This is a genomic window from Shinella sp. GW821-FHT11G07 (genome assembly GCF_058808115.1).
In genome coordinates this window covers 325,272-348,187 of record NZ_JBXARJ010000006.1, presented here as the reverse complement: position 1 = coordinate 348,187, position 22,916 = coordinate 325,272, and the positions used below count along the sequence as shown (strand labels likewise).

25 protein-coding genes are annotated in these 22,916 nt (G+C 63.3%); 16 read left to right on the top strand and 9 right to left on the bottom strand.

Translation table 11 applies throughout. From position 1 onward, the window contains the following. Nucleotides 1–185: 185 nt before the first annotated feature. The 4 genes from AC1RT2_RS14740 to AC1RT2_RS14725 all read left to right on the top strand — a co-directional run bounded on the left by AC1RT2_RS14740 (nucleotide 186) and on the right by AC1RT2_RS14725 (nucleotide 3,053). Nucleotides 186–1,049: a bestrophin-like domain gene (locus AC1RT2_RS14740; protein WP_493102921.1), complete on the top strand. Its 864-nt coding sequence runs from the start codon at nucleotides 186–188 to the stop codon at nucleotides 1,047–1,049. An 11-nt stretch (nucleotides 1,050–1,060) separates the two neighbouring features. Next, a complete protein-coding gene (locus tag AC1RT2_RS14735; protein WP_493102919.1) occupies nucleotides 1,061–1,672 on the top strand; it encodes a class I SAM-dependent methyltransferase in 612 nt (203 codons plus the stop codon). Between the two features lie 291 nt (nucleotides 1,673–1,963). Next, nucleotides 1,964–2,710, top strand: a complete 747-nt coding sequence (locus AC1RT2_RS14730) for a F0F1 ATP synthase subunit A (protein ID WP_069060340.1) — start codon at nucleotides 1,964–1,966, stop codon at nucleotides 2,708–2,710. Nucleotides 2,711–2,825: 115 nt separating this feature from the next. Next, a complete protein-coding gene (locus AC1RT2_RS14725; protein ID WP_493102917.1) occupies nucleotides 2,826–3,053 on the top strand; it encodes a flagellar basal body rod protein in 228 nt (75 codons plus the stop codon). Between the two features lie 87 nt (nucleotides 3,054–3,140). Here the strand turns inward: AC1RT2_RS14725 and AC1RT2_RS14720 are convergent, their stop codons facing one another. Both AC1RT2_RS14720 and AC1RT2_RS14715 read right to left on the bottom strand, forming a co-directional pair. Beyond that, on the bottom strand, nucleotides 3,141–3,368 hold the full coding sequence (locus AC1RT2_RS14720; protein WP_493102915.1) for a DUF2188 domain-containing protein: 228 nt from the start codon (nucleotides 3,366–3,368) through the stop codon (nucleotides 3,141–3,143). Between the two features lie 299 nt (nucleotides 3,369–3,667). After that, entirely contained in the window at nucleotides 3,668–3,874 is a 207-nt protein-coding gene (locus AC1RT2_RS14715) for a hypothetical protein (RefSeq protein WP_493102913.1), read from the bottom strand. 166 nt (nucleotides 3,875–4,040) lie between these two features. Between AC1RT2_RS14715 and AC1RT2_RS14710 the strand changes: the two genes are divergently transcribed. After that, on the top strand, nucleotides 4,041–4,409 hold the full coding sequence (locus tag AC1RT2_RS14710) for a helix-turn-helix domain-containing protein (protein ID WP_493102946.1): 369 nt from the start codon (nucleotides 4,041–4,043) through the stop codon (nucleotides 4,407–4,409). Nucleotides 4,410–4,412: 3 nt separating this feature from the next. Continuing rightward, nucleotides 4,413–4,979, top strand: a complete 567-nt coding sequence (locus AC1RT2_RS14705) for an ImmA/IrrE family metallo-endopeptidase (protein WP_493102911.1) — start codon at nucleotides 4,413–4,415, stop codon at nucleotides 4,977–4,979. 13 nt (nucleotides 4,980–4,992) lie between these two features. Here the strand turns inward: AC1RT2_RS14705 and lepA are convergent, their stop codons facing one another. Then, nucleotides 4,993–6,825 carry a translation elongation factor 4 gene (lepA, locus tag AC1RT2_RS14700; protein ID WP_257949426.1) on the bottom strand — a complete coding sequence of 611 codons (1,833 nt, stop codon included), beginning with the start codon at nucleotides 6,823–6,825 and terminating at the stop codon, nucleotides 4,993–4,995. Between the two features lie 61 nt (nucleotides 6,826–6,886). Continuing rightward, complete coding sequence (locus tag AC1RT2_RS14695; protein WP_493102909.1) at nucleotides 6,887–8,137, bottom strand: MFS transporter; 1,251 nt, start codon at nucleotides 8,135–8,137, stop codon at nucleotides 6,887–6,889. A gap of 143 nt (nucleotides 8,138–8,280) precedes the next feature. Between AC1RT2_RS14695 and AC1RT2_RS14690 the strand changes: the two genes are divergently transcribed. Further along, complete coding sequence (locus AC1RT2_RS14690) at nucleotides 8,281–8,859, top strand: helix-turn-helix domain-containing protein (protein ID WP_257949428.1); 579 nt, start codon at nucleotides 8,281–8,283, stop codon at nucleotides 8,857–8,859. A gap of 14 nt (nucleotides 8,860–8,873) precedes the next feature. After that, entirely contained in the window at nucleotides 8,874–9,401 is a 528-nt protein-coding gene (locus tag AC1RT2_RS14685) for a GNAT family N-acetyltransferase (RefSeq protein ID WP_493102907.1), read from the top strand. 218 nt (nucleotides 9,402–9,619) lie between these two features. Here the strand turns inward: AC1RT2_RS14685 and AC1RT2_RS14680 are convergent, their stop codons facing one another. Further along, nucleotides 9,620–10,606, bottom strand: a complete 987-nt coding sequence (locus AC1RT2_RS14680) for a Gfo/Idh/MocA family protein (RefSeq protein ID WP_069060333.1) — start codon at nucleotides 10,604–10,606, stop codon at nucleotides 9,620–9,622. 160 nt (nucleotides 10,607–10,766) lie between these two features. Here AC1RT2_RS14680 and AC1RT2_RS14675 point away from each other — a divergent pair, with 160 nt between their 5' ends. Both AC1RT2_RS14675 and AC1RT2_RS14670 read left to right on the top strand, forming a co-directional pair. Then, nucleotides 10,767–11,723: an aldo/keto reductase gene (locus AC1RT2_RS14675; RefSeq protein ID WP_493102904.1), complete on the top strand. Its 957-nt coding sequence runs from the start codon at nucleotides 10,767–10,769 to the stop codon at nucleotides 11,721–11,723. After that, a complete protein-coding gene (locus tag AC1RT2_RS14670; RefSeq protein ID WP_444800039.1) occupies nucleotides 11,720–12,163 on the top strand; it encodes a GNAT family N-acetyltransferase in 444 nt (147 codons plus the stop codon). Before AC1RT2_RS14675 ends, AC1RT2_RS14670 begins: the two co-directional genes overlap by 4 nt. Before the next feature lie 195 nt (nucleotides 12,164–12,358). Here the strand turns inward: AC1RT2_RS14670 and AC1RT2_RS14665 are convergent, their stop codons facing one another. Beyond that, nucleotides 12,359–13,249: a LysR family transcriptional regulator gene (locus tag AC1RT2_RS14665; RefSeq protein ID WP_493102902.1), complete on the bottom strand. Its 891-nt coding sequence runs from the start codon at nucleotides 13,247–13,249 to the stop codon at nucleotides 12,359–12,361. Between the two features lie 136 nt (nucleotides 13,250–13,385). Between AC1RT2_RS14665 and AC1RT2_RS14660 the strand changes: the two genes are divergently transcribed. Next, nucleotides 13,386–14,384, top strand: coding sequence for an aldo/keto reductase (locus AC1RT2_RS14660; RefSeq protein WP_493102900.1), 999 nt, complete (start codon nucleotides 13,386–13,388; stop codon nucleotides 14,382–14,384). 241 nt (nucleotides 14,385–14,625) lie between these two features. Here AC1RT2_RS14660 and AC1RT2_RS14655 read toward each other — a convergent pair whose 3' ends face one another. Continuing rightward, nucleotides 14,626–15,243, bottom strand: coding sequence for a transglutaminase-like cysteine peptidase (locus AC1RT2_RS14655; protein ID WP_069060328.1), 618 nt, complete (start codon nucleotides 15,241–15,243; stop codon nucleotides 14,626–14,628). Nucleotides 15,244–15,359: 116 nt separating this feature from the next. Then, nucleotides 15,360–16,172 (bottom strand): alpha/beta hydrolase, encoded by an 813-nt coding sequence (locus tag AC1RT2_RS14650; RefSeq protein ID WP_493102897.1) that lies wholly within the window; start codon nucleotides 16,170–16,172, stop codon nucleotides 15,360–15,362. Nucleotides 16,173–16,395: 223 nt separating this feature from the next. Between AC1RT2_RS14650 and infC the strand changes: the two genes are divergently transcribed. The 5 genes from infC to pheT all read left to right on the top strand — a co-directional run bounded on the left by infC (nucleotide 16,396) and on the right by pheT (nucleotide 21,612). Further along, entirely contained in the window at nucleotides 16,396–16,932 is a 537-nt protein-coding gene (gene infC / locus AC1RT2_RS14645; protein ID WP_286157226.1) for a translation initiation factor IF-3, read from the top strand. Between the two features lie 225 nt (nucleotides 16,933–17,157). Beyond that, nucleotides 17,158–17,361, top strand: a complete 204-nt coding sequence (gene rpmI, locus AC1RT2_RS14640) for a 50S ribosomal protein L35 (RefSeq protein ID WP_069060326.1) — start codon at nucleotides 17,158–17,160, stop codon at nucleotides 17,359–17,361. Between the two features lie 40 nt (nucleotides 17,362–17,401). After that, on the top strand, nucleotides 17,402–17,806 hold the full coding sequence (gene rplT, locus AC1RT2_RS14635) for a 50S ribosomal protein L20 (RefSeq protein WP_069060325.1): 405 nt from the start codon (nucleotides 17,402–17,404) through the stop codon (nucleotides 17,804–17,806). Between the two features lie 271 nt (nucleotides 17,807–18,077). After that, nucleotides 18,078–19,163 carry a phenylalanine--tRNA ligase subunit alpha gene (gene pheS, locus AC1RT2_RS14630; RefSeq protein WP_493102895.1) on the top strand — a complete coding sequence of 362 codons (1,086 nt, stop codon included), beginning with the start codon at nucleotides 18,078–18,080 and terminating at the stop codon, nucleotides 19,161–19,163. 22 nt (nucleotides 19,164–19,185) lie between these two features. Next, complete coding sequence (gene pheT, locus AC1RT2_RS14625) at nucleotides 19,186–21,612, top strand: phenylalanine--tRNA ligase subunit beta (protein WP_493102893.1); 2,427 nt, start codon at nucleotides 19,186–19,188, stop codon at nucleotides 21,610–21,612. A 252-nt stretch (nucleotides 21,613–21,864) separates the two neighbouring features. On the opposite strand, the gene mbfA is transcribed toward pheT, so the two are convergent. Next, nucleotides 21,865–22,848, bottom strand: a complete 984-nt coding sequence (gene mbfA / locus AC1RT2_RS14620) for an iron exporter MbfA (RefSeq protein WP_493102891.1) — start codon at nucleotides 22,846–22,848, stop codon at nucleotides 21,865–21,867. Between the last annotated feature and the right edge of the window lie 68 nt (nucleotides 22,849–22,916).

Genomic DNA, 22,916 nt, shown 5'->3' with positions numbered 1-22,916 from the left:
CGATGCCCTGCCGTTTCCCCCGTGTCGCCGGAGGGAGACCATTTTCCGCAGGCCCTTCCGGTGAAGGTTCACGTCCTCCCCGCACCGCAAGCGCCGACCCCGCCTGACTGCCACGCCTGGCAGCGTATCCTCTAGCGGGATGCACTGAGTATGGCGCGGCTGGCGACAGCGGGGAAAATTGCGCCGTGCGCAAGAACGATTGCGGGCGCGTCTGGCTTGATTCTTCAGGGGTCGTAACGAATGGTGCGTCGATGGAAGATCTCGCCGACGTCCTCTCGTCTCTGCTGTCCGGTTCCGCCGTCGTTGTGGCGACGGTCGTGCTGGTGCTGGGGTCCTATTTCCTGGCGCGCCGGCTGCTCCATCCGGGGCAGGAGGGCGACAGGACGCTGGAAGTGGCTGGAAACGTCGCCGTGCGGGTGGCCACGCTCCACAGCCTTATCCTCGGGCTCGTCTATGCGCAGGAACTGGATGACTACAAGGGCGTGCGCGCGACGCTGGTTGACGAGGCCATTGCGATCTCCGACGTCTTCAACGATGCGGGCCGCTATGGCGGGGCGATTGCGCTGCCGATCCAGCAGGGGCTGGCGCGCTATGTCGTCATCGTCGTCGACGAGGAGTGGGAGCGGCTCGGCCATCGCGAGGGGCTGTCGCCCCGTGCCTGGGAGGAGTGGAATGCCGTTTACACGCGGGTGCTGGATCTTGCACCGACCACCGAGCGGGAGCGCTATCTGAGCGGCCACATGAAGGATAAGACCGCGGCGATCGCAAGGTTCCGCCAGTTGCGCGAGGCGGCCTCGGCCGGCCGCTTCTCCGGCCTGTTCTGGGGGCCGGCGATCATCGGCCTCATCATCATTTCGGCGGCCTTCTACGTCTACCGGCCGACCAAGACGCATCTCGTCCTGCTGTCGTTTTTCGGCGCCTATTCCGGCGTCATCCTGTTTTTCATCTTCGCCTTCTCCAATCCCTATGCCAATCCCGGAAAGCTGCCGCCGCGGCCGTTCCAGCACCTGCTGAGCGGCGACGTCGGCAAGATGCTTCCGCCTCCCTGACGGGCAGCGCCATGAACGACATCCTGGACGGCTATGCCGCCGCCGCGACGCCAGAGCTGATCGAGCGCTACGAGGCCTTCGATCCGGCGCTGCTCTACGCGCCGGTGCTCGACCTGCTGCCGCAGACACCCGGCCGGGTCGCCGATATCGGCACCGGCACGGGGCGGGATGCGGCGTGGTTTGCCGGCCAAGGGCACCGGGTTCTGGCGGTCGAGCCGGTCCGGGCGCTGCGCGAGGCCGGGATGGCGCGGCATGGCGACAAGGGCCTCACCTGGCTAAACGACACCCTGCCGGAGCTGGCGGCAACGCGACAGCATGGACCGTTCGATCTCGTGACGCTGAACGGCGTGTGGCAGCATATCGACGATGCGGCACGCGCCATCGCTTTGCCGGTGCTGGCGGGGATGCTCTCGCCCGGCGGGCGCCTCGTCCTTGCGCTGCGCCACGGTGTCGGGGCCGCCGGCCGGCCCGCCTTCCCGATTTGCGACGACGACACGATTGCGGCCGCCGCCGGCTGCGGCCTCACTTTGCTGCGGTGCCGGGAGGCGGGATCACACCAGGCGGCGAACCGGGCGCTCGGTGTCCGCTGGACCTGGATGGTGTTCGAGCGGCCATTGGCGTGATCTGCTGCGGCGCGGGCCGGTCAGCGCCGAATTGAGGGGTGCGGTTGCTTTCGATGGTCCTTGCCATCGGCCGATGCAGCGGCTAAACAGCCTTCGCGCTGGACGACCAGCGCCTTGTTCGTTCCGGGGACGGCCCCTCATCTCGCAATCGAGAGAGAATGCCGCGACCCATGAACCCTTCACTCCCGTTCGTTCTGAAATCTGCCGCGCGGCCCGCGCGTGCCCTGCATCGCCGCGTCGCGATCACGGCGCGCGCCCTTGTCGTGCGCCTTGCCTTTCCGAGGATATCCGATGGCCGGACCCATTGAGCAATTCGAGATCAAGCCGCTAGTTCCGTTCGAAATCGGCGGACTGGACCTCAGCTTCACCAATTCCTCCGCCTATATGGTGGCGACCGTCGTGCTCGCGAGCGCCTTCCTGCTTCTGGCGACGGGCCGGCGCGGCCTGGTGCCGGGCCGCTGGCAATCGGGCGCGGAAATCGTCTACGAATTCGTCGCGACGACGCTCAGGGCCAATGCCGGCGAACAGGGCATGCGCTTCTTCCCGCTGGTGTTCTCGCTCTTCATGTTCATTCTGGTGGCAAACCTCGTCGGCATGTTCCCCTATGCCTTCACGGTGACGAGCCATCTCATCGTCACCTTCGCGCTTGCCATGCTGGTCTTCGCGACCGTGACGCTTTACGGTCTGTTCCGGCATGGCGCCGGTTTCCTGAAACTCTTCGTGCCGGACGGCGTGCCGCTGATCCTCACGCCGATCATCGTGCCGATCGAGGTGATCTCCTATCTCTCCCGCCCCGTCAGCCATTCCGTGCGTCTGTTCGCCGTCATGCTGGCCGGGCATATCACGCTAAAGGTCTTTGCCGGCTTCGTCGTCTCGATGGGCGAACTCGGCACGCTCGGCCTTCTGGGCGCGGTGCTGCCGCTCGCCATGACGGTGGCGCTGACGGCGCTGGAATTGCTGATGGCGATCATCCAGGCCTACGTCTTCACCATGCTGACCTGCATGTATCTGAACGACGCGCTGCATCCGGGCCATTGACGGCCTCCGGTCCTGTGCCGATTCCGCACAGGACCGGGCATCCGGCCGGCTTTGCCGTTCACGCGATGGAAAGTGCCGTCGCGTAGAACGTCAAGGGATCAACGAGGCCACCGCAATGCAGATAGCCGGCATCCTGAACACGGCCCTCCAGGGCATGGCGAGCGAGACGGCGCGGGCCGAGAAAATCGCCCGCAGCACCGCCGGCGGGGCATCACCCACAAGCGATCCGGCCATGGACATGCTGGACCTCGTCTCCGCCGAAACCGGCTTCCGCGCCAACGCCGCCGTGTTCGAGACCGGTGCGGACCTCTGGGAGGTTCTGGCGAGTATCAAGCGGGATTGAGCAAAAACAGGGGCGGTGGAGCCGCCCCTGTCGTCTTCATATCCGATGCCCAGGCATCAAATCCTGATGCCCGAGGTGGAATGGCTTTCAGCCCTTTGGCGGGTAGGGATCATTGCCGTAGGAGTTGCGCTCGCGAATGCGACCGTTTTCCCCATGGATCAGCATTTCCGTATGCTGGTTCTGTGCAATTTCGCGCGCGAGGCCGATCGCTTCACGCTGGGTTTCGACCACTTTTGTGGCGCGTTCAGACCTGGCACCCTTGACTGCCCATCCATCGGGATGAGGTACGACGTGTTGGTTGCGTTTATTGCTCATAGTGACTGCACCTTTGAAAAACGAGTGGAGCGAGCACTCCTTTTCAGAAGTGCTCAACTTGTTGGCCGCACGGTCAGTTGTCTTTGATCGTACTGGAAGGGTGCTTCTTGGCGTAGGATTCCGTGACAAACTCGCCGGTCTTTGCACTGCGGTGCGACCCGTTGGTGCTTCCACCATTGATTCGTTCAGAAAGAGTTGTCGATGGGCTTCGTATGGCTTTTTGTTCTGTCACGAATTGCCCGGACTTTGCGCTTCTGTGGCGTACGCCACCACTTATGGACTTTGTCATTTCAAGCTCCTTAGCGGGTGTGGCAGGCAGGGGAACAGTGAGCACAGCCGTCGGCGGTACGGTCATAAATCTTGGCCGCTGCAACAGCCTCGGAACAGTTATTGAATTCACCGAGGTAGTGCTGGTTCACAGTTGCAGGCATGTAGGCACAGCCGCTTTTGTGAACCTCGTGGTCACCGTTCGTCTGTGCATTTCGGTTTCGGTAGTAGCTGGTCATTTTTTACCTCTGTCGGTGGGGACTCTTGACGCTAATTCTGTGATTTGTCACAGTGTCTCACGAAAGAAACACCGTGCGTCTCACGGACGAGTAGTGTTTCATTGGTGAAACACGCACCCAAGCTGCGCGATTCCATTCTGTATGTCAATTGCAAATCGTTTCACTCGTGAGACGGCTTGGAAGGATTCAAACCGTGCAACCTATTGGCCTTGAGAATTTAGGCGAAGCAGTTCGAACAAAGCGTGGGGCTCAAGGAATAAGGGCGACCGCTGCAGACGTTGGAATCAGCCCAGCGACGTTATCGCGCATAGAAAACGGGCATTTACCCGACCTTGAAACTTTTAGAAGGCTGTGTGTTTGGTTGGAGGCTGACCCGGCCAGCATACTTGGCTTCGAAAATTCTGTTAATTCTGGGCAACCTGCGGAAGTACATTTTCGCAAGCAGAACACTCAGCACCCCGAAACTCTTCGCGCTCTCGCGGAAATGATTGCGACAGCCCAGCTAGCTTTGGACAACGGCAATTTAGGCGCTTAGCCCTTGGCAAAAAGAGGCTTTAAATCTTGGTGCGAAAAGGTCTCTGGCGAAACGAGAGCTCAATTGGGCTTGCCGCCAACCTCACCTCTTCCAGCCCTATCCGTCGCCGAAAAGCATGGTATTTCCGTCCTATCTGTAAATTCCATTCCCGGAATAAGTGAATGGTGTTTAAAGCAGTTGACGGAGTTGGACCCGTGGAGTTGGTCCGCTGCGACAATCTTTCATAAAGAAAAGAAAATAATAATCACAAACAGTGCTCATCCCCCTGGACGGCAATCCGGTAACATAATGCATGAACTCTCGCATATAATTTGCGATCATGAAGCAGCAAAAACGGAGTTCCTGCCGAATGGACTGATGATGTTAAAAAATTACGACACGGAGCAGGAAGAAGAGGCGGATTTGCTTTCCGCTACTCTTCTACTGCCCCGAGTTGCGCTCGTGCATATTATGGCCAGCGGCATGTCGATCGAAGTTGCCGCCGAAAAATATGTCGTCAGCATTGAGCTCCTTAAGATGCGGCTTCAACGCGCTGGCGTATATATTCAGTTTAAACGTCGGCGGGCTTAAAGCGATCACGTCCCTATTCGTCGCCCATCTTGAGCGCTGCGATGAACGCTTCCTGCGGAATTTCGACCTTGCCGAACTGGCGCATGCGCTTCTTGCCGGCCTTCTGCTTGTCGAGCAGCTTGCGCTTGCGGGTCGCGTCGCCGCCGTAGCACTTGGCGGTCACGTCCTTGCGCAGCGCCGAGATGGTCTCGCGGGCGATCACGTTGCCGCCGATGGCGGCCTGGATCGGGATCTTGAACATGTGCTTCGGGATCAGCTCCTTGAGCTTCTCGCACATGTCGCGGCCGCGCTTTTCGGCGGCCATGCGGTGCACCATCATGGAGAGCGCATCGACCGGCTCGCCGTTGACGAGGATCGACATCTTCACCAGATGGCCTTCCTGGTGGTTGGTGATCTGGTAGTCAAAGGAGGCGTAGCCCTTGGAAATCGACTTCAGGCGGTCGTAGAAATCGAAGACCACTTCGTTGAGCGGCAGGTCGTAGGTCAGCATCGCGCGGGTGCCGACATAGGTGAGTTCCACCTGGATGCCACGACGGTCCTGGCAAAGCTTGAGGATGCCGCCGAGATAATCGTCCGGCGTCAGGATGGTGGCGCGGATCCACGGCTCGTGGATTTCCTTTATCCTCACGACATCCGGCATGTCGGCCGGGTTGTGCAGCTCGCGCTCCGTACCATCGTTCATGAACAGCTTGTAGACGACCGACGGCGCGGTCGCGATCAGGTCGAGGTCGAATTCGCGCTCGAGGCGTTCCTGGACGATTTCGAGATGCAGCAGCCCGAGGAAGCCGCAGCGGAAACCGAAGCCGAGCGCGGCGGACGATTCCATTTCGAAGGAGAAGGACGCATCGTTGAGGCGCAGCTTGCCCATGGCGGCACGCAGGTCCTCGAAGTCGGCGGCATCGACCGGGAACAGGCCGCAGAACACCACCGGCTGCGCCGGCTTGAAGCCCGGCAGCATGTTGGCGGTCGGGCGCTTGTCCTCGGTGATCGTATCGCCGACGCGGGTATCGGCCACTTCCTTGATGGAGGCGGTGATGAAACCGATCTCGCCGGGGCCGAGCGCCTCGACGGTGACCATCTTCGGCGTGATGACGCCGACGCGTTCCACCTGGTATTTCGCGTCCGTGCCCATCATGCGGATGGTCTGGCCCTTTTTCAGCACGCCATCGAGAATGCGCACGAGCACGATGACGCCGAGATAGGTGTCGTACCACGAATCGACGAGCAGCGCCTTCAGCGGCGCGGTCTCGCCGCCCTCGCTCTTCGGCGCGGGCAGCTGGTGGACGATGGCTTCCAGCACGTCGGGAATGCCAAGGCCGGTCTTGGCCGAAATCAGCACGGCCTGCGAGGCGTCGATGCCGATGACTTCCTCGATCTGCTCGCGGATGCGGTCGGGCTCGGCCGCCGGCAGGTCGATCTTGTTGAGGACGGTGACGATCTCGTGGTTGTTGTCGATCGCCTGGTAGACGTTGGCGAGCGTCTGGGCCTCGACGCCCTGCGACGCATCGACCACGAGCAGCGAGCCCTCGCAGGCCGACAGCGAGCGCGACACTTCGTAGGCGAAGTCGACGTGGCCGGGCGTGTCGATGAGGTTGAGGACGTAGGTCTCGCCATTGTTGGCGACATAGTGCAGGCGCACGGTCTGCGCCTTGATGGTGATGCCGCGCTCCTTCTCGATATCCATGTTATCGAGGACCTGTTCCGACATTTCGCGCGCGGCAAGGCCGCCGGTCGACTGGATCAGCCGGTCGGCGAGCGTCGACTTGCCGTGGTCGATATGGGCCACGATCGAGAAATTGCGGATATGGTCGAGGGGCGTCGAATTATTGGTGCTCATGCGCGCCATATAGCAGCGGGCGAGATTCCCGCAAAGCGGTAAATGAAGGGTTTCCTGCGCTCCAGCACCGCTATTCCGGGACGTTCTGGCCTTCGACGAGCGCGCCGGCATTCGGCACCTGGGCGCTGCGGATCTCAAAACTCTCCCGCGCCTCCATCGGTACGGTCTCGCGGCGGCGTAGGCGATGGGTGACGAAGGCGGCGTAGAGCAGTGCGACGGCCATGGCGGCATAGATGAAGGTCTTGGGGCCGTAGATGGGCGTGAGCGCCGTGACCGCCAGCGGAACGAGCGTCGCGGAAGCCGACCAGGCGACGAGCAGCGTCGAGGCGAGCGGCACGAAATCCTCCGGATCCGTTCGGTCGTTGGCATGCGCATTGGCGATCGAATAGACGCTTTCGACGGCGCCGGCCCACAGCGCGAAGACCAGCATGAGGATGACGAAGGCCTGGAAGGACACGAAGAGCGCGGCAACCGCGGTGCCTGAAATCAGCAGGCAGGTGAAGATCAGCACGATGCGCCGGTCGATGCGGTCCGACAGCGTGCCGAGCGGATATTGCACGAAGAGCAGGCCGAACTGCATGACGAACATCAGGAGCGCCACGTCGGTCTGGCTGACATTGTTGGTGGCGGCGTAGATCGGCGTAAAACCCTGCACGACCATGGAGAGGCCGCCGGCGGCGAGCACGCCGATGAGTGCGACGGGGGAATTGCGCCAGGCCATGGCGAAATCGACGCTGACGCGGGCGGGTGCGGGCGGCGTCGGCAGCCGGGTCAGGCCGATCGGCAAAAGGGCGATGGTGGTGACGAAGATGGTGACGAGGGGCGCGAGGTTGCCGTCGGCCGGCATCTGCCCGAACAGCCAGGCGCCGACGCCCAGCCCCAGCACATAGGCCATGTAGAAGAACGACATGGCCTTGCCGCGCCAGCGGTTGTCGGCCGCGTGGTTCAGCCAGCTCTGGGCGATGATGAAATTGGAATTGCCCGCCGCGCCATAGATGCCGCGTGCCAAAATCCAGACAAGCGGGTTGACGCCGAGCGCCACGAGAAAGGCGGCGATGAGGACCAGCGCCATGGAACACGAGAAGGCGCGGGCATGGCCGACGCGGCGGATGACCGGGCCGGCGAGAATGCAGCCAAGCAGGCCGCCGAAGGCGATGGCGGTGACGGCAGCACCCGGCGTCCACGAGGGTGCATCGGCGCGCGACAGGACATAGGGCACATAGGCGAGCATGATGCCGTTGCCGATCGCCACGAAGGTCATCGAGACGACGATGGCGGTGATGGAAAAGAGCGAGGATGCCCGCTGCGTTTCACCTGTCATCCGTCCGCCCTCCCTGATTCTAGCGGCGTCACCATATCCGGGTGATCGATGTCGCATTGTCGCTGGAGCGGCATGGCGGAGAATTATTTTCAGATGGGTTGATGTCTATTGACTCCATTATGCGAGACAATTATTCCATAATGATGGAAAATGAAACGGATCCCCTGGAAAGCGCGATTGGCGAGCGCGTGCGGCTGCTGCGCACCGCGCGCAACCAGACGCTCGACGACCTCGCAAGCGCGTCCGGCGTCAGTCGGGCGATGATCTCGCGCATCGAGCGCGGTGAGGCGAGCCCGACGGCGCAGCTTTTGTCGCGGCTCTGCGCGGCCCTCGACCTGACGCTCTCGGCCTTCTTCGCCTTTTCGCAGGAGGACGGCGATCCGCTGTCGCGACGGGAAAAGCAGACAGTCTGGCGCGATCCGGAAACCGGCTACCAGCGCCGCGCCATCTCGGCGCCGAACACGGTTTCGCGTGTCGAGGTGATCGAGGTGGAGTTCCCGGTGGGCGCCCGCATGGCCTATCCGCCGGAAACCGCGAAGGCGGGCATGACGCAGCACGTCTGGCTGTTCTCCGGCGAACTCCGCATGACGATCAAGGACGTCGTGCACGACCTTCGCCCCGGCGATTGTCTCTATATGAGCATCACCGAGGGTCACGTTTTCGAAAACCCCGGCAGTGAACCGGCCCATTATGCCGTGGTGCTGGACCGCGGCCGAACCTGACCCTTGAGGAAGCGATGAGCGATATCAGACTGCTCGCCCCTGCCGAAACGCGCACCCGGCTGGGTGAACTTGCCGACGTGCTGGTCGATTGCGTGACCGGCGGCGCCTCCGTCGGCTTCATGGCACCCTATGGGCCTGATGATGCGCTGTCCTTTTGGGAAGGGGTCGCAACGGCGGTCGGCGAGGATGCGACGCTGCTCTTTGCCGCCGAACGGGAGGGGCGCATCGTCGGCACGGTGCAGGTCGGTATTCGCCAGATGCCGAACCAGCCGCACCGGGCGGACGTCAAGAAACTTCTCGTCATGGAAAGCGAGCGCGGCCGCGGCCTTGCCCGCGCGCTGATGGCGGCGGCCGAAGCGGAAGCTGTCAGGCGCGGCAAGACCGTGCTGGTGCTCGACACCGCCACCGGCAGCCCCGCCGAGACCGTCTACGAACGGCTCGGCTGGCAACGCGCCGGTGTCATTCCGGACTATGCGCTCTATCCGGACGGGCGCTATTGCGCGACGACGTTTTTCTACAAACGGATCGGGAACGGGGCGTAGGACGTCCGGTCATCAGGACGCATGCCGTGCCGCGTGGATCCTCGGGTCGAGCCCGAGGATGACGGAGGGGAGGAGAGGTTTTTGCCGCTCACCGACGGTGCGGAGCGATGCTGCGGCAGGCGGTGCTGGCAATTTGGCCGACGAACATTCCTTCTGTCGTCATCCTCGGGCTGGAGCCGAGGATCCACCCTGCACGCTCCCTCTCCAAAGAAGGGCGGTTACACCGCTTCCCAGCCGTCCTTCTCGCTGGCGCGGTAGATGGCGTCGATGAGCTTCTGGTTGTTGACCGAGCTTTCGAGCGTGACGATCTCCTCGTTTTCCCCGAGCGCTGCCCGCGTAAAAGCTTCGGCTTCGCGCTTGTACTGGCGGGCATCCTGGAAGCGGAAGAGCTGGCTTTCGGTGTGGCTCTGGTTGGTGAGTTCGAGTTCCTCCGCGCCGTAACGATCGGCGTTGAACGGCGATTTCACCTCGATGAAGCCCTTGTCGCCGTGGAAGACCATGACCTGGCGCTGGGCGAGTTGGGTGGAGACGTAGAAGGACAGTTCGAAATCGCCGAAATCGGCACGCACGCTGGAATAGATGTCGGTGCCGAACTCCGGGTCACGGTCGGTGGTGGCCTGGACGCGGAGCGCTTCCTTGCCGGTGGTGAAGCGCGTGGTGATCGTCGGGTAGACGCCGATATCCGGCAGGCCGCCGCCGCCGAGAGCCGGCACGTTGCGCATGTTGCCGGGATCGCGGTTGTAATAGGTGAAGGCGCCCTGGACATGACGCAGCTTGCCGATCGCGCCTTCGGCCAGAAGCGAGCGGACCTTGCGCCAGACGGGGCTGTAGGTGACCATGTAGGCTTCGGAAATCAGCACCTTGTTGCGGTCGCGTGCTTCGATCAGCGCCGCGATCTCGCCGGCGTTCAGCGCAATCGGCTTCTCGCACAGCACATGTTTGCCGGCATCCGCCGCCTTGATCGACCACTCGACGTGCTGTGCGGTCGGCAGCGGAATGTAGACGGCGTCGATCGTGTCGGAGGCGAGCATTTCCTCATAGGAGCCGAAGGCGTGCGGCACGGAAAACCGGTCGGCCATGGCGCGGGCCTTCGCAAGGTCGCGGCTGGCGATGGCTGTGATGACGCAGTTTTCCGCATCCTGGATGGCGGGCACGACAAGTTCGCGCCCGATCTTGGCGGTCGACAGGATTCCGAAACGCAGCATGATGATCTCTCCCTGATTGCGGCGAGAGACTAGTCGCGAGGTACGTTCCTCGCAAGCGGAGAGGCGTTCAAAAAATCGCAGCGGTGCAGCGTGCAATAGGCGCGACACCGTCCTATGTTCCCTTCGACACTTTTCAGCACGAACCCTTTGGAGGATCTCCATGCAGCATCGCACCCTCGGCAAGACCGGCCTTTCGATCGCGCCCCTCGTCTTCGGCGGCAATGTCTTCGGCTGGACGGCCGACGAAAAGACCTCCTTCGACCTGCTGGATGCCTTCACCGGCGCCGGCTTCAATGCCATCGACACGGCGGATGTCTATTCCCGCTGGGTGCCGGGCAATGAAGGCGGTGAATCGGAGACGATCATCGGCAGGTGGCTGAAGCGTTCCGGTCTTTCCCGCGACAAGGTCGTCGTCATCACCAAGGTCGGCTCCGACATGGGGCAGGGCCGGCGGGACCTGCGCAGGTCGTGGATCATCGAGGCCGTGGAGAAATCTTTGAAGCGGCTGCAGACCGATCATATCGACCTCTACCTCTCGCACTGGCCGGACCCGGAAACGCCCTATGAGGAAACGCTGGAGGCCCATGCCAGCCTCGTGAAAGCGGGCAAGGTGCGGGCCTTCGGCGCCTCGAACCTCGATGCCGGCCAGTTGCAGGCCTCGTTCGATGCGGCCGACACCGCAGGCCTGCCGCGCTGCGGCGCGCTTCAGCCGGAATACAATCTCTACGACCGCGCCGGCTTCGAGGGCGCACTGGCAGATCTCTGCCAGAGAGAGGAGATTGGCGTTATCACCTATTACAGCCTGGCCTCCGGCTTCCTGACCGGAAAATATCGCACGAAGGCCGATACCGAGGGCAGGGCGCGCGGCGAAGACGTGGCGCACTATCTGGACGACAAGGGCCTGCGCATTCTGGCAGTTCTCGATGAGGTCGCGGCACAAACCGGCGCGAAGCCCGCAGAAATCGCGCTGGCCTGGCTGATGGCAAAGCCTGCGGTGACAGCGCCGATTGCCAGCGCCACCAGCCTCGCCCAGCTAGCCAGCCTGACGAAGGCGGCCTCGCTTTCCCTCTCCGCCGAACAGGTTTCGGCACTCGACACGGCAGGAGCCGCATCATGACGCTGACCATCCGCGATCCCATTGAAAGCGACGAAGCGGCCTGGAGGAAACTCTGGGCCGGCTACCTCACCTTCTACAAGACCGAGGTACCCGAGGAGGTGACCGCCTTCACCTGGGCGCGCATTCTCGACGCGGGTTCCCGGGTCTCGATGCGCGTCGCCGTGGAGGACGGCGAGATGCTCGGTTTCGCAATCCATCACTATCACGATTCCACCTGGGACATCGCGCCGGAAGGTTATCTCGAAGACCTCTATGTCGACGAGACGACGCGCGGCAAGGGTGTCGGGCGGGCGCTGGTGGATGACCTTGTCGTGATCTCCAAGCGCAACGGCTGGCGCGGCATCTACTGGCACACCAACGAGGACAATGCCCGCGCCCGCAAACTCTACGACAGTTATGTCAAGTCGGACGGGCACATCCGCTATCGGCTGCGGACCTGACCTTCAAGGCCATCGCCATGGATTGAGAGGGTGCGGCTTGCCCCTTCTCCCCAGCGGGGAGAAGGTCGCGGCAGCGGGATGAGGGGGTGTGAGAGGGCGCGCGGGCCCCCTCATCCGACCCTTCGGGCCACCTTCTCCCCGTGGGGGAGAAGGGGAAAGCGGCAGCGCGCCGCCCTTATCAGCGATAGCCTTAGTCTAGCCGCGGTGGCGGAAGAAATCGACAAAGGCCCTGAGGGCCGGGCGCATCTGCCGGCGGGACGGGTAGTAGATCGAAAAGCCGTCGAAGGCCGGACACCAGTCCTCCAGCACGGGGATGAGTCGGCCGGCGCGGATATCCTCGTCGACGCGCTGGTCGAAGACATAGGCGAGGCCGGCGCCGTCCATCGCCGCGCCGCGCATCAGGCGCTGGTCGGAGACGATCAGCGGGCCGGTGACGTCGACCGTCACCAGCCGTCCATCCTTTTCCAGCTCCCAGCGATAGAGCCGGCCGCTCGAAAAGCGCCGGCGGATGCAGCGGTGCTGCATGAGATCGCGCGGCTGCACGGGTTTCGGATGCGTTTCGAAATAGGCGGGTGCGCCGACGATCAGGCCGCGCCACGGGCCGCTCGCCCTGACGGCGATCATGTCCGCCTCCAGATGCTCGCCGAGGCGCAGGCCGGCATCGAAACCCTTTTCGACGATGTCCTCGAAGCGGTCGTCGGTGCGCAAATCCAGTTCGATATCCGGGTAGGCCGCGAGAAAGGCAGCGAGCCGCGGCATGACGATGTCTTCGGCGGCGATCAGCGGCATGGTGATGCGCAAGGGGCCGGCCGGGCGGCTTTGCCGGTCGGCAAGCCCCTCCATGACGGCGCCGATATCGGCCAGTGCCGGCGCCAGCGTCTCGAGCAGCAGACGGCCTTCCTCCGTCGGCGCCACGCTGCGGGTGGTGCGGGCGATGAGGCGCACGCCGAGGCTCGCCTCCAGTGCCGACACCGCGTGGCTGACGGCCGACGGCGCGATGGCGAGTTCGGCCGCGGCCTTGCGGAAGGAGCGCGCTTCCGCGACGATGGCGAGCACGGCGAGTTGGGAAAGCTGGGTTCGGTTCATTGTTCCAACAGATAGAACAAGCCGTTGGCCTTTGCAGCAATTTTCAGATGAAGCGCCGCACCCTAGATTGGTGTTGCCCGGATGACGGCGGTCGGCCCAACGGCCTGCTTCCCGGTGCCACGAAAAGGATTTTGCCATGAAACACAGAAAACTCGGCCCCCTCGATGTTTCCGCCCTCGGCCTTGGCTGCATGGGTATGAGCCATGCCTACGGCCCTGCCCAGGACGAGACGGCGGCCATCGACACGCTGCATCGCGCCGTCGATCTCGGCGTCACGCTGTTCGACACCGCCGAGGTCTACGGCCCCTACAAGAACGAAATCCTTGTCGGCAAGGCGCTGAAGCCGGTGCGCGACAACGTGGTGATCGCCACCAAGTTCGGCTTCAGCATCGATCCGAGCAAGCCGGCGGCGCAGATGATGACGGGCACCGACAGCCGGCCGGAAAACGTCAAGGCCGTCGCCGAGGCCTCGCTGAAGCGGCTCGGCATCGAGGTCATCGACCTGTTCTACCAGCACCGCGTCGATCCGGCCGTGCCGATCGAGGAGACGGTGGGCGCCATGGCGGAGCTGGTGCGCGAAGGCAAGGTGAGGGCGCTCGGCCTGTCCGAAGCGGGCGCCGAGACGATCCGCCGTGCGCATGCCGTGCATCCGATCGCAGCCCTTCAGAGCGAATACTCGCTGTGGACCCGCGATCCGGAGGAGAACGGCGTGCTGGAAACCTGCCGGGATCTCGGCATCGGCTTCGTGCCCTTCAGCCCGCTTGGCCGCGGTGTTCTGACCGGCGCGCTGAAGAAGCTCGATGGCCTGTCCGCCGATGATTTCCGCCGTTCGCTGCCGCGCTTCGAGGCGGAGAATTTCGATGCCAACCTGGCGCTGGTAGCAGCCCTTGAAGAGATGGCGACGGAGAAGGGCGTGGCGCCCGCACAGCTGGCGCTTGCCTGGGTGCTGGCGCAGGGCGACTTCATCGTGCCGATCCCCGGCGCCAGCAAGGTGCCGCACCTGGAGCAGAACGTCGCCGCCGCCGACGTGGTGCTGACCGCTGAAGAGGCGGCGCGCCTCGGCGACATGCTGTCGCCGGCAAAGGTGTCCGGCGGGCGCTATTCACAGCGCATGGCCTCGATGGCCAATCGGTAGGAGACCGGCTCGGCTTTCCGCACGCTCCCGTCCTCTCCATCGTCATGGTCGGGCCTGACCCGACCATCCACGCCTCGCCCGCGGCATGGATCCTCGGGTCAAGCCCGAGGATGACGCAGGAGAGGTGGTGCGCGCATTCGGGCGTTGCCGCAGCAGAGAGGTGGAGGTGATGCATCGCACCCCGCCAAGCAAAAAGGCCGCGGAGCGATCCGCGGCCTTTCAAATCTTTCGGGCGGCCTGCTTACTGGCCGACCGACGATACCATGACGGCGTCGCCGTTTTCGATCGAGACCCAACGGCCGGCGTGGAACGAGGCCTGGCGCTTCAGGTAGCGGTAGGGCGTCGTCGTCCAGGGTTTTACTTCGTTGTTGAGGTTGTCGAGGATGAAATCACCCTCCGTGGTGCGCACCGTCAGCACGGCATGACCTTCGCCGTCCGGCTTGCGCACGACGGTGATCAGCAGGTCGCCGGGGGCAAAACCCTTCTGCATCAGCTTCTTGCGCTTCAGCAGGACGAAATCCTCGCAGTCGCCGGCGCCGTCCGGATAGGACCAGTATTCGTCCTTGCCGTGCAGCTCCTTGTCGGTCATCGGGGTGATGTCGCGATTGACGCTGGCATTGATCTGGCGAATGGCCGACCAGCCGACCTTCGTTACCTTGGCCGGTGCCTGGTTGCGCACGCCGGCGCGGCATTCGGACTTGTAGGTCTGACAGAACTCGTAGTGGCCGATCGGTTGGGAGGTCACGCCGCCGGTCTTCATGGAAAGCGCCGACGCCGGAGCCGTGAAAGCCGAGGAAGAAGAAACGAGGAGCGCAAAAAACGCCGCAGCCCCAGCCTTCGCACCAATCATTCGTGCCATGAAACGTCCCCTAATCGTTAACAAAGAGTTAACGGTCAGGAGGGCATCTCGTCAATCATCAGAATTGGCGATCCGACAATATGGTTAAAATGCGACCGCCGGAATGCGCAAAGGCCTCATTCCGCGCGGGCGAGCGCCTCCGCCGCCTCGAGGATCTTGGTGATATCCTGCGGGCGCGACAGGCGGTGATCGCCGTCGCGGATCATGGTCAGAACCACATCGTCGCCGGAAAGGTGCTCCATCAGGCGCACGGCATGGGTATAGGGCACGTCTGGATCCGCCATGCCCTGCAAAATGTGCACGGGGCAGCCGGTCTCGATGACGCCGGTCAGAACACGGTTGTCGCGGCCGTCCTCGATGAGCTTCAGCGTGTAGATGTTCGGATCGGGGCCGTAGGGCGTCGGCTCCTCGAACTGGCCGCGCTCGGCGAGCGCCGTGCGCTCGGCATCCGTCAGGTTCGGCTCGATCAGTTCGGAGGTGAAATCGGGCGCGGGCGCGATGAGCACGAGGCCGACGACCGCGACATCCCGGCGTTTGGCCAGTTCGGCAACGGCGCGCAGCGCGATCCAGCCGCCCATGGAGGAGCCGACGAGGACGACGCGGCGCGTGCCGAGGGCCTTTGCGGCATGGTCGATCACGGCGAGCGATTCCTCCAGCCAGCGCGAGATCGTGCCGTCGACGAAGGCGCCGCCCGAGGCGCCGTGGCCGGAATAGTCGAAGCGCACGCAGGCTGTGCCGAGGCGGGCGGCGAGCGCTGCAAGCTCGATAGCCTTGGTGCCGGTCATGTCCGAGCGGTAACCGCCGAGCCAGACGACATGGGCGAGCGCATTGCCGGCGGCGGCCGGCTGGAGCGCGATCGCGATCTGCCGGGCATCGTCACCCTTGCCGACCGTGAGGAAGTCTGCCCCGTTGTCCTTCGTCGCCGTCATACCTATCTCCTGTCTGCATCCCGGCCCCGAAAAGCCGGTCTTTTGCCGAAACCTAGACCAGATTCGCGCGTGCAAGGACAGGTGGTGATTTTTTCCACGGGCCATGCTATTGACTTCGCAAGCGTGATCAACACATTGCCGAAAAACGCCGAAAGGCGGGCAAACGGCCCGGTTGACGCACCCTAATTCATACCTGTCGAAACAGTTCGAGGAGAACACGACCATTCGCAGACCTTTTAAAGCGGAAGCTCCCGTCAAGGACGGCCCGCGCTCCAACAAGGAAATCCGGATTCCCCGGGTTCAGCTTATTGACGCCGACGGCAACAACCACGGCACCGTCCCCACCGATCAGGCGCTCCGCATGGCGGAAGAAGCAGGCCTCGATCTCGTGGAGATTTCGCCGAACTCCGAACCGCCCGTCTGCAAGATTCTTGACCTCGGCAAGCTGAAATACGCCAACCAGAAGAAGGCGGCCGAAGCGCGCAAGAAGCAGAAGATCGTCGAAATCAAAGAAATCAAGATGCGCCCGAACATCGACACCCATGACTATGAGGTGAAGATGAAGGCGATGAACCGCTTCTTTGAAGAGGGCGACAAGGTCAAGGTGACGCTGAAGTTCCGTGGTCGCGAAATGGCCCACCAGGAACTCGGCATGAAGCTCCTGATGCAGGTCAAGGAAGACACGCTGACCATCGCCAAGGTCGAAGCCGAGCCGAAGCTCGAAGGCCGCCAGATGATGATGGTGCTCGCTCCGAAGTGAGCCCCTCTCTCGCGCGTCTACGGACCGCACGGATCGAAGCCGCCTTACGGGGCGGCTTTTCCTTTTTGCACCGGGAACACCAAAACAAGGATTCCGGTTGCGCTTTCGAAGGACTTCGGTTACAAGCCGCCGTCCGAACGGTCCGGCAGGGCATGCCGTGGCCGTTCTTTTCGCTGGAGCCGTGCATCGTCACGCGGTTCAATTCAAGAAGAATGGAGTAGCAAAATGCCCAAGATGAAGACGAAATCGTCCGCCAAGAAGCGGTTCAAGATCACCGCGACCGGCAAGGTCGTCGCGGCTGCCGCCGGCAAGCGCCACGGCATGATCAAGCGTAGCAACAAGTTCATTCGCGACGCGCGCGGTACCATGGTGCTGGCCGAAGCCGATGGCAAGAAAGTCATCAAGAACTACCTGCCCAACGGTCTCTGAGACTATCTGGCACTTTTGATACGTTTAAGGAGATCATGATATGGCACGTGTAAAACGCGGCGTAACGTCCCACGCCAAGCACAAGAAGACACTGAAGGCAGCCAAGGGTTTCTACGGCCGCCGCAAGAACACCATCCGCGCCGCCAAGGCCGCGGTTGACCGTTCGAAGCAGTTCGCCTACCGCGACCGCAAGGTCAACAAGCGCAATTTCCGCGCGCTCTGGATCCAGCGTATCAACGCTGCCGTCCGCGAGCATGGCCTGACCTATGGCCGCTTCATCGACGGCCTCAACAAGGCCGGCATCGAAGTGGACCGCAAGGTGCTGTCCGACATGGCGATCCATGAGACCGAAGCTTTCGGCGCGCTCGTCGCTGCCTCCAAGAAGGCTCTCGAATACCTCAAGGACGCTGGTACGAAGAACGAGTTTGAAGCCGCCGTAAACTAACCGGCGCTTCCACAACCAAACGTCTTTTCGTTGTGAAACCCGCGCCGGGAAACCGGTGCGGGTTTTTGCGTGATGGCCACCGCCGAAACGGGCCTGCACCGTTTCCATGCCTCGTCTTCCGGCGGCGGTCGTTGCCAAGTTTTTATGGCGCACCCGATTGATCGGGCGCGTGCACATGGGTAGTGATCTGCGGGCTTCCGCGCCGCAACCCGCTATCTGTCGCAGGTTCTCTTGGCCCTCCGCCCGGCCGACGCAAGCAAAGCAGGTAAAGATGACTGAACTCGACACACTGGAACATCAGCTCCTCGCCGACGTTGCCGCAGCCTCCGACGAAGCGGCGATCGAAGCCGTGCGCGTGGGCGCGCTTGGCAAGAAGGGCTCCGTCTCGGACCTCCTGAAGACGCTCGGCACCATGTCGCCGGAAGAGCGCCAGACGCGCGGTGCGGCGATCAACGCGCTGAAGACCCGCGTGACCGACGCGATCACCGAGCGCAGGACGGCGCTGCGCGATGCCGCGATCGACGCCCGCCTCAAGGCGGAGACGGTCGATGTCAGCCTGCCGGTCCGCTCCTCGCCGGCCGAGCGCGGCCGCATCCATCCGATCAGCCAGATCGTCGACGAAATCACCGCGATCTTCGCGGATATGGGTTTTTCCATTGCCGAAGGTCCGGATATCGAGACGGACTATTACAACTTCACGGCGCTGAATTTCCCGGAAGGCCACCCGGCCCGCGAGATGCACGACACGTTCTTCTTCCCGCCGGATGAGAATGGTGGACGCAAGGTGCTGCGCACGCACACCTCGCCCGTGCAGATACGTACCATGGAAGCGCAAAAGCCGCCGATCCGCATCATCATCCCCGGCAAGACCTATCGCCAGGACAGTGACGCCACCCATTCGCCGATGTTCCACCAGGTCGAAGGCCTCGTGGTCGACAAGAAGGCGAATGTCGCCAACATGCGCTGGGTGCTGGAAGAGTTCTGCAAGGCGTTCTTCGAGGTCGACAGCGTCACCATGCGCTTCCGCCCGTCCTTCTTCCCGTTCACCGAGCCGTCCTTCGAGGTCGATATCCAGTGCGACCGCTCGTCCGGCCCGATCGTCAAGTTCGGCGAAGGCACCGACTGGATGGAAATCCTCGGCTGCGGCATGGTTCACCCGAACGTCCTGCGCGCCGGCGGTCTCGATCCCGACGAATACCAGGGCTTTGCCTGGGGCATGGGCCTCGACCGCATCGCCATGCTGAAATACGGCATGCCGGACCTGCGCGACTTCTTCAACGCCGACGTCCGCTGGCTCAGCCACTACGGCTTCCGCCCGCTCGACATGCCGACCCTGTTCGGCGGCCTCAGCGCGTAACCGGCATCCAAGGAGAAACATTATGAAATTCACGCTCTCCTGGCTGAAGGACCATCTCGAGACCGCCGCCTCGCTGGACGACATCTGCGCGAAGCTGACGGCGATCGGGCTTGAAGTGGAAGAGGTCGACGACAAGGCGGCGTTCAAGCCCTTCGTCATCGCCAAGGTCGTTTCCGCCGAACAGCATCCGAATGCCGACAAGCTGCGCGTGCTGATGGTCGACACCGGCAAGGGCGACCCGATCCAGGTCGTCTGCGGCGCGCCGAATGCCCGCAACGGCCTCGTCGGCGCCTTTGCGGCGCCCGGCACCTATGTGCCCGGCATCGACGTGACGCTCGCCGTCGGCACCATTCGCGGCGTCGAAAGTCGCGGCATGATGTGCTCGGAGAAGGAACTGGAAATCTCCGACAACCATGACGGCATCATCGATCTGCCGGCCGATGCGCCGGTCGGTGCGAGCTATGCCGCCTATGCCGGCCTCGATGACCCGGTCATCGAGATCAACCTGACGCCGAACCGTCCGGACTGCACGAGCATTTTTGGTATTGCCCGCGACCTCGCCGCCTCCGGCCTCGGCACGCTCAAGACCCCGAAGGCGCCGTCCTTCGCGATCGAAGGCGAGACGCCGGTCAAGGTGACGCTCGATCTCGGCGGTGACGAGCATCTCTGCCCGGGCTTCGCGCTCCGCCTTGTGCGTGGCGTCAAGAACGGCCCGAGCCCGCGCTGGATGCAGCAGCGGCTGCTGGCGATCGGCCTTCGTCCGATCAACGCGCTCGTCGACATTACCAACTACATGACCTTCGACCAGGGCCGTCCGTTGCACGTCTTCGACGCGGCCAAGGTGAAGGGCAATCTCGTCGTGCGCCGGGCAGTGGACGGCGAAAAGGTGCTGGCACTCGATACGCGCGAATACACGCTGAACCCGGCCAACGTCGTCATCGCCGATGACAATGGCGTCGAATCGATCGGCGGCATCATGGGCGGCGAGCATTCCGGCTGCGACGCGGACACCACGGACGTGCTGATCGAATCGGCGCTGTGGGACCCGATGAACATCGCCAAGACCGGCCGCTCGCAGGGCATCATCACCGATGCGCGCTATCGTTTCGAGCGGGGCGTCGATCCGGAATACATGGTGCCGGGCCTCGAGCGCGCCACCGAACTGGTGCTGCAACTCTGCGGCGGCACGCCCGCGAAAACCGATGTCGTCGGCTACAAGGGTTATGACGCCAAGATCGTCGACTTCCCGTTCTCCGAGGTGAAGCGCCTGACGGGGCTCGACGTCTCGTCGGAGGAGAGCGTCGATATCCTGGCCCGCCTCGGCTTCAAGGTTTCGGGCTCCGGCGAGCGCGTCTCCGTCGCGGTTCCCTCCTGGCGCCCGGATGTCGATGGCAAGGCGGATCTCGTCGAAGAGGTCATGCGCATCCACGGCGTCGACAATATCAAGCCGGCGCCGCTGGAAAGCCATGGCGCGGTGAACGGCCGCATCCTGACCACGCTGCAGATTCGCTCGCGGCTGGCCAAGCGCGCGCTTGCCTCGCGCGGCATGATGGAGGCCGTCACCTGGTCGTTCATCCCGAAGGCCCATGCCGAACTCTTCGGCGGCGGTGCGGCTTCGCTTGCACTCTCGAACCCGATTGCGGCTGACATGTCCGACATGCGGCCCTCGCTGCTGCCGGGCCTGCTCGCTGCTGCCCAGCGCAATGCCGACAAGGGCTATGGCGACGTCGCGCTCTTCGAAGTCTCCGGCACCTACGAGAACGACAGGCCGGAAGGCCAGCGTCGCGTCGCCGGCGGTATCCGTCGCGGCACGGCCACGCTTGCCGGCGCCGGTCGCCTCTGGTCGAATGCGGCCAAGGGCGGCGGCAAGGCGGTCGATATCTATGACGCCAAGGCCGATGCGCTGGCCGTGATCGAGGCCTGCGGCCTGCCGATGGGCAATGTGCAGATCGAGGCCGGTGCGCCTGCCTGGTATCATCCGGGCCGCTCCGGCACGATCAAGATGGGGCCGAAGGTCGTGCTCGGCTACTTCGGTGAATTCCACCCGAAGGCGCTCGGTGCGCTCGACGTGTCCGGTGCGCTCGCCGGCTTCGAGATCTATGTCGATGCCATGCCGGAGCCGAAGAAGAAGGCGACCCGCACCAAGCCGGCGCTCGACCTTTCGCCGTTCCAGGCGGTGAAGCGCGACTTCGCCTTCGTCGTCGACAAGACGGTGGATGCGGGTGCGATCGTGCGCGCGGCGACGGGTGCCGACCGCAAGCTGATTTCGACGGTCAGCGTCTTCGACGTGTTCGAGGGCGCCTCCGTCGGCGAGGGCAAGAAGTCGATCGCCATCGAGGTCGTCATCCAGCCGACCGACAAGACCCTGACCGACGAGGATTTCGAGGCGCTGACCGCCAAGATCGTCGGCAATGTGCTGAAGACCACGGGCGGCACGCTGCGCGCCTGAGCGATTAGGGAGCGGGGCGTCAACGCCCCGCTCTCGTTTCCGTGTGCGACGGTCGCATTTTGTGAACACAGCGTAACAGGTTTCGCGATTGCGGATTGGTTAGCAAGACCTTAACTGTTCCCTCAAGGGGACAACGAGGTCGACATGGATTCTATTGCCAATCTTCTACCCCTCGCCATCATGGGCGGCGGTATCTACCTTTTCTTCCGCTGGGTCGTGCGCGACATGAACCGCCCGACCGGGCGCTAGCCCTCACGCATTGCCGATCAGCACGCCCGCGGCCAAAACGAGGCTGCCGCCGAGCACGACCTGCATGGCAGCACGCAGGAACGGCGTTTCCATGTAGCGGTTCTGGATGAAGGCGATCGCCCACAATTCCACGAAGACGACGAAGACGGCGATGGTCGTCGCCAGCATGAAATTCGGGATCAGGTAGGGCAGGGCGTGGCCGAGGCCGCCGAGCGCCGTCATGATGCCGGAGGCGAGGCCGCGTTTGACCGGCGAGCCGCGGCCGGACAGCTTGCCGTCGTCGTGTGCGGCTTCCGTGAAGCCCATGGAGATGCCGGCGCCCACCGAGGCGGACAGGCCGACCAGAAACGTCTGCCAGGTATCCTGCGTGGCGAAGGCGGCGGCGAAGATCGGCGCGAGCGTCGAGACCGAGCCGTCCATCAGGCCGGCAAGGCCAGGTTGCACATAGGTCAAAACGAACTGCCGCCGGGACGTCTGGTCCTCCTCGGCCTTCACATCCACGGGGGTGTGCTCCTCGCCGAGCCGGCGGGCGAGCGATTCATGCGATTTTTCCGCCAGCGCCAGATCGCCAAGCAGTTTGCGCGTTGCGGCATCCTGCGCGCGCGCGGCGGCTTCGAGATAGAAGCGGTGCGCGGCCTCCTCCATCGCCTCGGCCTGTGCGCGGATTTTCTCGATCGGCATGTTGTGAATCAGCCAGTCGGGTTTGCGATCCGGGAAATCGCGCACAAATTCGCGCCGCACCAGCGGAATGCGATCGCCGAAGCGTGCGATGTGCCGGTCGATCAGCATCTGGCGGTGATGGCTTTCCTCCGCTGCCATTTCCTCGAAGACGCGGGCGGAGCGCGGATAGGCATCACGCAGCGCATCCGCATAGGCAAGGTAGATGCGGCCGTCGTCCTCCTCGGAGGAAATCGCGAGCGCCAGGATTTCCTGTTCGCTCAAGGATTCGAGGCTGCGTTTGCCGGGGCGGAGAAGGCGGGAGAACATCTGCAAATATCCAGTTTAGAATAATTCTAAATATAGGGCGTGGAGCCTTTTGGTCAAGCTCGACAGGA